The organism is Flavobacterium sp., assembly GCF_043720215.1.
Lineage (GTDB): Bacteria > Bacteroidota > Bacteroidia > Flavobacteriales > Flavobacteriaceae > Flavobacterium.
This window is the reverse complement of the sequence record NZ_JAYSSZ010000201.1, coordinates 1-8,716: the sequence shown is the minus strand read 5'-3', so window position 1 is coordinate 8,716 and position 8,716 is coordinate 1. Positions and strand designations below refer to the sequence as shown.

Below are 8,716 nucleotides of genomic sequence, written 5' to 3'. Positions count from 1 at the left end.
TGGCAAAAAAACAGCAGTAAAACCTATTTTGGAATCAAATCACAATACCAAAATCCGAAATCGAAAGCATCGGAACTACTTGTATCACAAGCTGTATTTGAAGATTCTTGTTTGGGTTTTTCGTATTTTCTATATACAATTTCTCCAATTTCAAATTCTATTGATTTTTTAAATATTGGTCCATCGAAAGTAAAAGTATGAAATTCGCCATTTTCACCACAAACATCGACATCAGCTGGCAAATCGGTAATAAATTGCGCATCGATAATTCGACCTACAAAACTTTTATCTAGATTTCGTTCATTAACACAAACCACAATAGTTTTGAAACCCAAATCTAAAAACTCCTGAATTAAATCTTTAGTTGGAATTTTCCATAACGGGAAAATAGCTTCCTGTTGCATTTCGGCTAATTTTTCTTCACGATATTTTCGTAAATCATCTAGGAAAATATCACCAAAAACAGAATGCGTTATTCCTTTTTCTTTGAACTTGTTTAATGTTTCTCTCATCACTGCTTCATAATCTTCCATGCTTGGCATTTCTGGAATTTCCATGATATGAAGTGGTAATCCAATACTTTTGGCTTGTTGTTCTAACAATTCAGTACGAACGCCGTGCATCGAAATGCGATTGTATTTTTTATTCACACTCGTAAGCAACGAAACAATTTCTATTTCTGAACTTTGCAAAGTTTTATATAATGCCAAGGCAGAATCTTTTCCGCTACTCCAATTAAAAATGGCTTTCTTAATCACAATTTTTTATTTGAGTGTAAACTTACTAAAAAGTCAGAAAATCCTTTGTATTTTTGAACTTTAAATCAGTTCAATATGAAATATATTCTTCTTTTATTTTCAGTATTTTCTTTTGCACAACAAACGCAAAAAGTAGATTTTATAAAATGCAATGCTAGTTTATTTCCTAGTAATCAAAATAAATCTATTAATGGTACGATATCCTATGATTTTAATGTGATTTCAGCTATAGATACTATTAGAATTGATTCAAAAAACATGGTTTTCTATAATGTAATTATTAATGGAAAACCAGCTAAATATAAAAATAATGATAAAGAGTTATTACTTTTTGAAGGTTTTAAAAAAGGAAAGAATCGATTAGATTTTACTTATTATGCAACTCCAAAACAAACTTTATATTTTATCGGAGAAGACGAAAATTCGCAAATCTGGACACAAGGTCAAGGAAAAAACACAAGTCATTGGTTGCCTAGTTTTGATGATGTTAACGAGAAAGTGGTTTTTAATTTAACGATTGCTTACGATTCTGATTATCAAGTAATTTCTAATGGAAAATTGGTTAAAAGTACTGAAAATAAGGCTTTTAAATCTTGGTATTACCAAATGCAAAAACCAATGTCTTCTTATTTAGTAATGCTTGCCATTGGAAAATTTGAAAAACAAATTTTAAAATCAAAATCAGGAATTCCTTTAGAACAATACTTAAAACTAGAAGACAAGAATAAATTTGAATCTACTTACAAATATTCAAAGGAAATATTTGATTTTTTTGAAACTGAAATAGGAGTGAAGTATCCTTGGGAAATTTACAAACAAGTGCCTGTAAATGATTTTTTATATGCCGGAATGGAAAACACGTCGGCAACTATTTTCTCACAAGATTTTGTGGTTGATGAGATAGGTTTCAATGATAGAAATTACATTAATGTCAATGCACACGAATTGGCACATCAGTGGTTTGGCGATATGATTACTGCAAAATCAGGTAACGATCATTGGCTACAAGAAGGTTTTGCAACTTATTATGCGCTTTTGGCAGAAAAAAAACTTTTTGGTGATGATTATTTTAATTATGAATTGCTAAAAATAGCCGAAGAACTAAAAGATGCCAGTAAAACTGATACCATTCCAATTCTAAATGCAAAAGCGAGTTCACTTTCTTTTTACAAAAAAGGAGCTTGGGCCTTGCATGTTTTAAGAGAAGGCGTTGGAGAGAAAAACTTCCAAAAAGCAGTAAAAAATTATCTGAACAAGTACAAATTTAAAAATGTAGTTACCGATGATTTTTTAGCTGAAATAAAAAAAATATCAAAATATGATGTATCTAATTTTAAGAAAAATTGGTTGGAAAAATCAGGTTTTAATGTTAGTGAAGCTATTTCAATTTTAAGTAAAAATAAATTTATAAAAGAGTATTTAGATATACAAAAAAACGAAAAAAATCCATTTGAAGATAAGAAAGCTCAGTTTGAAACTATTTTGAAATCAAATGCATTTTATCCAATAAAACAAGAAGTAATTTATCAATTGGCAACTATTTCTTTCGATAAAAAAAAAGAATTAATACAAATTGCTATGCAAAGCGATGATGTAAATATTCGCCGAGCTGTTGCTGAAACTATGCAAAAAATTCCGTTAGATTTTAAACAACAATACGAAAGTTTTTTAGATGACAAATCGTATACAACTAGAGAAACAGCATTGCAGAATTTATGGGCACAATTTCCAGAAAATAGAATAGAATTACTAGAAAAATCGAAAGATTGGCAAGGAAGAAATGATAAAAATCTTCGTATTATTTGGCTTACACTAGCTTTAGGAACTAAGGAATATGAACCAACAAAAAAAGCAGAATTATATAACGAAATTATAAATTATGCTTCAACTAGTTTTGATAGTTCAATTAGGCAAAATGCATTGGAAATGGTACTCAAAATTAATCCTTCTGACGAAAGAGTTTTGAGTTCGTTAGCAAATGCAATAACGCATCACAAATGGCAGTTTGTGAAATTTGGAAAAGAAACTATTCGTGAAATGATTAAAAAAGAAGAATTTAGAAAATTGTTTGAAGATTTATTACCAAAACTTTCAGAAAAAGAACAAAATTCACTTAAAAGTCTACTTAAATAATCCTTCCAACCTCATCTTTCAAGAAAGATAAAGCAATTGTACTAGGAGATTGGCTGTCTAATAAATCACTCAAAATCACTTCACGTAATTTATTTGCAGAATCTACTTTTTCATTCATATTCGTTTTACGAATGTTTTGAATAGTTGTGTTTTTTGCAGTTTGAATGATAGTCCAACATTCATCACTTAAATAAATTTGTTGTGTGATATTGTGTTCGTATTCCTGATTTATATGCTCGATAATTAAGTTTTCGTATTGGTTTTTATCAGAAGAAAAAGGTGTAATTCTAATCAATAAATTCGAAGGATTAATGCGTTCCAAAAACAAAGCCATTCTTTCATAAGCCTGTAAACGCAAAGGCAACGAATCTTTTTGATTTTCTTTTTGCAACAACCAACGTCTGGTGTTTTGCTGGTCCTTAAAATAAGAATTAAATAAAAAATAAGCTACACCACCAGTAATTAAAGAGGGTAAAGTATACGCTAGTATTTCGAAAATTTTAGAATTATCCATTTTATATATTGAAATTGATTTTTATTATTGTAATTGATATTCACAAATAAACGAATAATCAGATAAACTTAAAAATTTAAAGTATTATTATTTATCGAAACCAATTGCCTATTTTATGAAATGTTCTACCGAAGAAGGTTTTGCGTTTAGCGGAAATTCCTCCAACCATATAAATCATATCACTAAACTTAGGATCATCTTTTAATGTGACACTACATATATTATTTTTTTCAATAGTTATTTCTTGATCAACCATTCCCATAAAAGAAAAAAGCAATATTTCTCCTTCTTTAGCTTTTACAGAATATTTACCATCAAAATCTGTTGAAATTCCTTTTTGTGTTCCTTTTATAACAACATTTACACCAGGCATTGGTCCAGATGTATCTGAAACTATTCCAGTGATTTCTTTTTCTTCATTTATTTGTACTTCTTGTTGTTGTGATGGTTTTCCTAGGAAATGCTTAGTTTCTGTTTGTTCCGTTTTAGGTGTTTCTTGTGCTTTAATTTCGTTGTTTCCAAAAGCTAATAAACTAAATAGGGTAGAAGTGGTAGCCAACCAAACAGAACCTTTCTCTTTTGGCGAAACTAAATCACGGTTTAGCTGCGTGTTTAGGAATCTTCCACAGAGTTTGTTGTCTCTATTATAGGCTTCAATAATTTGTCTGTCGGTTGCTTTTGTAAAATCGAATACATTTTTTTGACAAGAACCACAAAATTTCCCTTTTTCGACAGCAGTCATGGCTTGCCAGTTTTCATGACAAGGTTCAGGAATTGAAATATTGATTTTAGTTTTCATTTTATTGTTTAAAATTGTTTCTATACTTATATAGAGGCAATTTTTGTCAAAAAGGTTGGGAAGCTTTTTAAAATTATCAATTATGCATTATCAATTGTTAATTATTAACCTTTATCTCAAACATTTTATCCCAGTTTTTACCAGTAACAAAAATAGTTTTTGTTTTAGGATTATATGCTATTCCGTTTAATGTATCTTCTGAACCAGCATTTGTTTTTTTGCGTAAACCCGATAAATCAACCAACGCTTCAACAGCACCAGTCAAAGGATTTATAATTATTATGGCATCTTTTTGCCAAATATTAGCATAAATTTTTCCATCTATCCATTCTAGTTCGTTTACACTTTTTATTTTGCTTGTATTGGTATAAACATTTACAAAATCGATCATTTTTTGATTCTCTGGATTCATTTTCCAGATTTTTTCTGTTCCGTCAGATTGGTAAATGTATTGTTTATCGTTTGTCATTCCCCAACCTTCAATTTTTTTATCAAATTTGAATGTTTTTTCTAGTTTTAAGGTATTGGCATCATAAATAAAACCTGTAGAATCTTTCCAAGTTAATTGAAACATTTTTCCATTAATGAAAGTGATTCCTTCTCCAAAGTATTTAGCTTCTAAATCGACCTTTTGTACTATTTTCCCTGTTTTATAATCTGTTTTAGCAAAATAGGAAGTTCCATTTTTTCCTGTACTTTCATATAAATTACCATCATAAAACTCTAATCCTTCGGTAAAAGACGCTTTGTCGTGAGGATAAGTGTTTAAAACAGTATAAGTCAAAATTTTTGGTTCTATACTAGATAATAATTCAACTCTTGTGGTTGTTTCTTCAGTCGAACCTTCATAATATACAATAGTTTTTAAGTTTTGGTAACCTAATTTTTCATTTGTTAATGCATAATCAAATTTTGCATTCCCTTTTACAGAACCTATTTTTTTATCATTATTAAAGTAAACTATTGAATCAATTGTTTTATTTGCATCGTTTTTTACTATCAAACTTATAACATCCTCATTATGATACATGGCTTTAAATTTACTTTCATCTATAGAAAATAAATTTTTAGAATTATTTTTATCGCCACAACCAATAAATATTGTTGTTAACAATATGAATACGAATACATTATATTTTTTCATTTTAATTTTTTTACGATTACAATATATAACATCATTTTATATAAAACAATGTACTTGCAAATATACATTTTTTTTGTACTTTTGCACCGGCAAGTCCTACACGACCAGCTCCTGCAGACTCCTCCAGGGTGGGAACGCAGCAAAGGTATGTGGTTGAGCGGTGCGATGTAGGTCGCTTGCCATTTTTAAAATCTGACATCGTTCAGATTTTTTTGTTTATAGATATTCCTACTTTTATGAATGTATCTTGGCAAATTGTTCGTTTCGAACTCAAGGAAACTTTTTCGATAGCTTATGGGAATTATTCCCACAGAGAAGCTCTGATTATTACATTAGATCATAAAGGAGTTTCAGGTTATGGAGAATGTACCGCTATAGATTATTACAATATAAAATTAGAAGATTTTGTTATTAAATTAAATTCAATTAAAACTTTAATTGATAACCATCAAATTATTTATCCAACAGTATTTTACGATTTTTTATTAACTTTAGAATTGCCTAGTTTTTTACGTTCAGCACTAGATTGTGGGTATTGGGATTTGTACGGAAAATTAGAAAATAAAAGCTTTTTAGAATTAAACACTATCGAAATAAATAAGCTTCCAGAATCATCTATAACTATTTCGGTGGCTTCGGTAGAAGATCAAATTAAAAAAATAGAAACTTCAAATTGGTCTAAATTTAAAGTAAAATGCAATCATTTTGACAAAAAAGCAATTCAAAAACTAGTAGCATTAGATAAAAATATTGCTCTAGATTCTAATGGAAGTTTTACTCCAGAAGATTGTATTTGGTTGCAAAATGAAGTAGTTTCTAGCCAGTTTAGTTATATAGAACAACCTATGAAACCTGATAATTATTCGGTTTTGGATTGTAATTTATATGCAAACTGGATGGCAGACGAAGATTGTCAGGATAATATAAATTTACTTACTTTACAACCGCATTATAGCAGCATTAATATTAAATTAGTAAAATGTGGCGGATTAACACCTGCTTTGCACCTTATAAAAGAAGCTAGAGCATTAAATTTTAAATTAATGATAGGTTGCATGACTGAATCGACAATTGGAATTTCGGCAGGAGCTGTTCTTGCACCATTAGTAGATTATGCAGATCTAGATGGAGCCAATCTAATTGCAAACGATATTGCCAATGGGAGTAGAGTTGTAAACGGAAAAATACAAGTAGAAGATAAACCTGGATTGGGAATATCAATATTATAAATTATTATGAGTAAAGTAGTTTTAATAACTGGTGGTTCATCAGGAATAGGAAAGTCAATTGGTGAATTTTTACATCAAAAAGGATTTATCGTTTATGGAACAAGTAGAAACCCAGAAAATGTTAATAATTCGATTTTTACTTTAGTGGCGCTCGATGTTCGTGATGTAACTTCAATTCAAAATGCAGTTGCAGAAATCATTGCGAAATCTGGAAGATTAGATGTTGTAATAAACAATGCAGGTGTAGGAATTACTGGGCCTATTGAGGAAATTCCGACACAAGAAATCAAAAATCATTTCGAAACTAATTTCTTTGGACCAATAGAAGTAATGAAAGCGGTTTTGCCACAAATGCGTAGTCAAAAATCGGGCTTAATTATTAATATTACTTCCATTGCAGGTTATATGGGTTTGCCTTATAGAGGGATTTATTCAGCATCAAAAGGAGCTTTAGAACTTATTACTGAAGCCATTCGTATGGAAACAAAATCTTTTGGTATACACGTTACCAATATTGCACCTGGCGATTTTGCAACTAATATTGCTGCGGGTCGTTATCACGCACCAGTTATTAAGGGTTCTGCTTACGAAATTCCTTACGAAAACACTTTAAAATCGATGGACGAACACGTAGATTCTGGCAGTAATCCTAACGAAATGGCGGATGCGGTTTATGCTATTATTCAAAATCCAAATCCTAAAATACATTATAAAGTAGGGGCTTTTATGCAAAAATTTTCAATTGTATTAAAAAGAATTTTGCCTGATAAAGTTTACGAAAAAATGTTAATGAACCATTATAAATTGTAATGATTGTATTTCCAAAAGAATTTTCAACTATTGAAACGCAAAGACTAATTTTAAATGAAATTTCAATGAATGATGTTGATTTTTTATTTGAAATTAGAAACAATCATGAAAACAATAAATTTATTGGAAGAAAAAAATCTTCATTAAATGAAGTCAAACAGTTTATTGTAGATAGAATCTCTGATTTTAAAGGAAAAAAGGGAATCACTTGGATGATTTATAATAAAGAGACTAATCAGAATATTGGCTCTATTTGTTATTGGAATTTCAATTTTGAAACCAATACTGCAGAAATGGGTTACGAATTAACACCTGAATTTCAAGGTAAAGGATTTATGCAAGAAGCCTTATCAAAAATTATTGATTTTGGATTTAATAAACTAAATTTGCAATTTATTGAAGCTTTTACCGATAAAAATAATAAACCTTCAATCAATGCATTATTAAAATATAATTTTATTCAAAATACAGATTTTGAATTGAATAATGAAAAAAATCTAATAATGTTCATGTTAACAAGTACACAACTATAATTTTAAATAAAATCAGATGAAATTTTTTATTGACACAGCAAATCTTGCACAAATTAAAGAAGCACAAGCACTTGGAGTTCTTGATGGCGTTACAACAAACCCATCTCTTATGGCTAAAGAAGGAATTACAGGAAAAAATAACATCTTAAAACATTATGTTGACATTTGCAATATTGTAGAAGGTGATGTAAGTGCTGAAGTAAATGCTATGGATTTTGACGGAATGGTTCGTGAAGGTGAGGAATTAGCCGAATTACACGATCAGATTGTTGTTAAATTGCCTATGACCAAAGAAGGAATCATGGCATGTAAATATTTTTCTGACAGAGGAATTAGAACTAACGTTACTTTAATTTTCTCAGCTGGACAAGCACTTTTAGCTGCAAAAGCGGGTGCAACTTATTGTTCTCCATTTTTAGGAAGATTAGATGATGTTTCTACTGATGGTTTAAACTTGATTCAAGAAATTCGTGATATATATGATAATTATGGTTTCGAAACGCAAATTCTAGCTGCATCAGTTCGTCATACGATGCATGTTGTTAATTGTGCAAAAATTGGTGCCGATGTCATGACTGGACCTTTATCATCAATTTTAGGGTTAATGAAACACCCTTTAACTGATATTGGAATTGCTCAGTTTATTGCTGATTTCGAGAAAGGGAATAAATAGTTTTCAAATTCAAAATACAATATCATTGACTAGTCCTAAATAATCGATACAGATTATTAGACAAAAATAGATAAATTAAACAGCACCAAAAACGTTTTTGGTGCTGTTTTTAGTTTTATAGGT

9 protein-coding genes and 1 other RNA gene are annotated in these 8,716 nt (G+C 29.7%); 6 read left to right on the top strand and 4 right to left on the bottom strand.

The features are described 5' to 3' along the window. Positions 1-23 precede the first annotated feature (23 nt). Entirely contained in the window at positions 24-758 is a 735-nt protein-coding gene (locus tag ACHZC3_RS09230) for a diphthine--ammonia ligase (RefSeq protein ID WP_394759576.1), read from the bottom strand. A gap of 75 nt (positions 759-833) precedes the next feature. Here ACHZC3_RS09230 and ACHZC3_RS09225 point away from each other — a divergent pair, with 75 nt between their 5' ends. Further along, a complete protein-coding gene (locus ACHZC3_RS09225) occupies positions 834-2,891 on the top strand; it encodes a M1 family metallopeptidase (protein ID WP_394759575.1) in 2,058 nt (685 codons plus the stop codon). Here ACHZC3_RS09225 and ACHZC3_RS09220 read toward each other — a convergent pair. The 3 genes from ACHZC3_RS09220 to ACHZC3_RS09210 form a co-directional block, all read right to left on the bottom strand. Continuing rightward, positions 2,884-3,405, bottom strand: a complete 522-nt coding sequence (locus ACHZC3_RS09220; RefSeq protein WP_394759574.1) for a hypothetical protein — start codon at positions 3,403-3,405, stop codon at positions 2,884-2,886. The genes ACHZC3_RS09225 and ACHZC3_RS09220 overlap by 8 nt on opposite strands. A 91-nt stretch (positions 3,406-3,496) precedes the next feature. Further along, positions 3,497-4,204 carry a carboxypeptidase-like regulatory domain-containing protein gene (locus tag ACHZC3_RS09215; RefSeq protein ID WP_394759573.1) on the bottom strand — a complete coding sequence of 236 codons (708 nt, stop codon included), beginning with the start codon at positions 4,202-4,204 and terminating at the stop codon, positions 3,497-3,499. Positions 4,205-4,301: 97 nt separating this feature from the next. Then, positions 4,302-5,348 carry a glutaminyl-peptide cyclotransferase gene (locus tag ACHZC3_RS09210; RefSeq protein ID WP_394759572.1) on the bottom strand — a complete coding sequence of 349 codons (1,047 nt, stop codon included), beginning with the start codon at positions 5,346-5,348 and terminating at the stop codon, positions 4,302-4,304. An 87-nt stretch (positions 5,349-5,435) separates the two neighbouring features. Here ACHZC3_RS09210 and ffs point away from each other — a divergent pair. The 5 genes from ffs (at position 5,436) to fsa (ending at position 8,593) form a co-directional block, all read left to right on the top strand. Continuing rightward, an RNA gene (gene ffs, locus ACHZC3_RS09205) (signal recognition particle sRNA small type) lies at positions 5,436-5,533 on the top strand. After that, positions 5,525-6,577, top strand: coding sequence for an enolase C-terminal domain-like protein (locus ACHZC3_RS09200; RefSeq protein WP_394759571.1), 1,053 nt, complete (start codon positions 5,525-5,527; stop codon positions 6,575-6,577). The genes ffs and ACHZC3_RS09200 overlap by 9 nt, the downstream gene beginning before the upstream one ends. A gap of 6 nt (positions 6,578-6,583) precedes the next feature. After that, positions 6,584-7,387, top strand: a complete 804-nt coding sequence (locus tag ACHZC3_RS09195; RefSeq protein WP_394759570.1) for an SDR family oxidoreductase — start codon at positions 6,584-6,586, stop codon at positions 7,385-7,387. Beyond that, on the top strand, positions 7,387-7,920 hold the full coding sequence (locus ACHZC3_RS09190; RefSeq protein ID WP_394759569.1) for a GNAT family N-acetyltransferase: 534 nt from the start codon (positions 7,387-7,389) through the stop codon (positions 7,918-7,920). The genes ACHZC3_RS09195 and ACHZC3_RS09190 overlap by 1 nt, the downstream gene beginning before the upstream one ends. A 16-nt stretch (positions 7,921-7,936) precedes the next feature. Beyond that, entirely contained in the window at positions 7,937-8,593 is a 657-nt protein-coding gene (fsa, locus tag ACHZC3_RS09185) for a fructose-6-phosphate aldolase (RefSeq protein WP_394759568.1), read from the top strand. Positions 8,594-8,716: the final 123 nt, after the last annotated feature.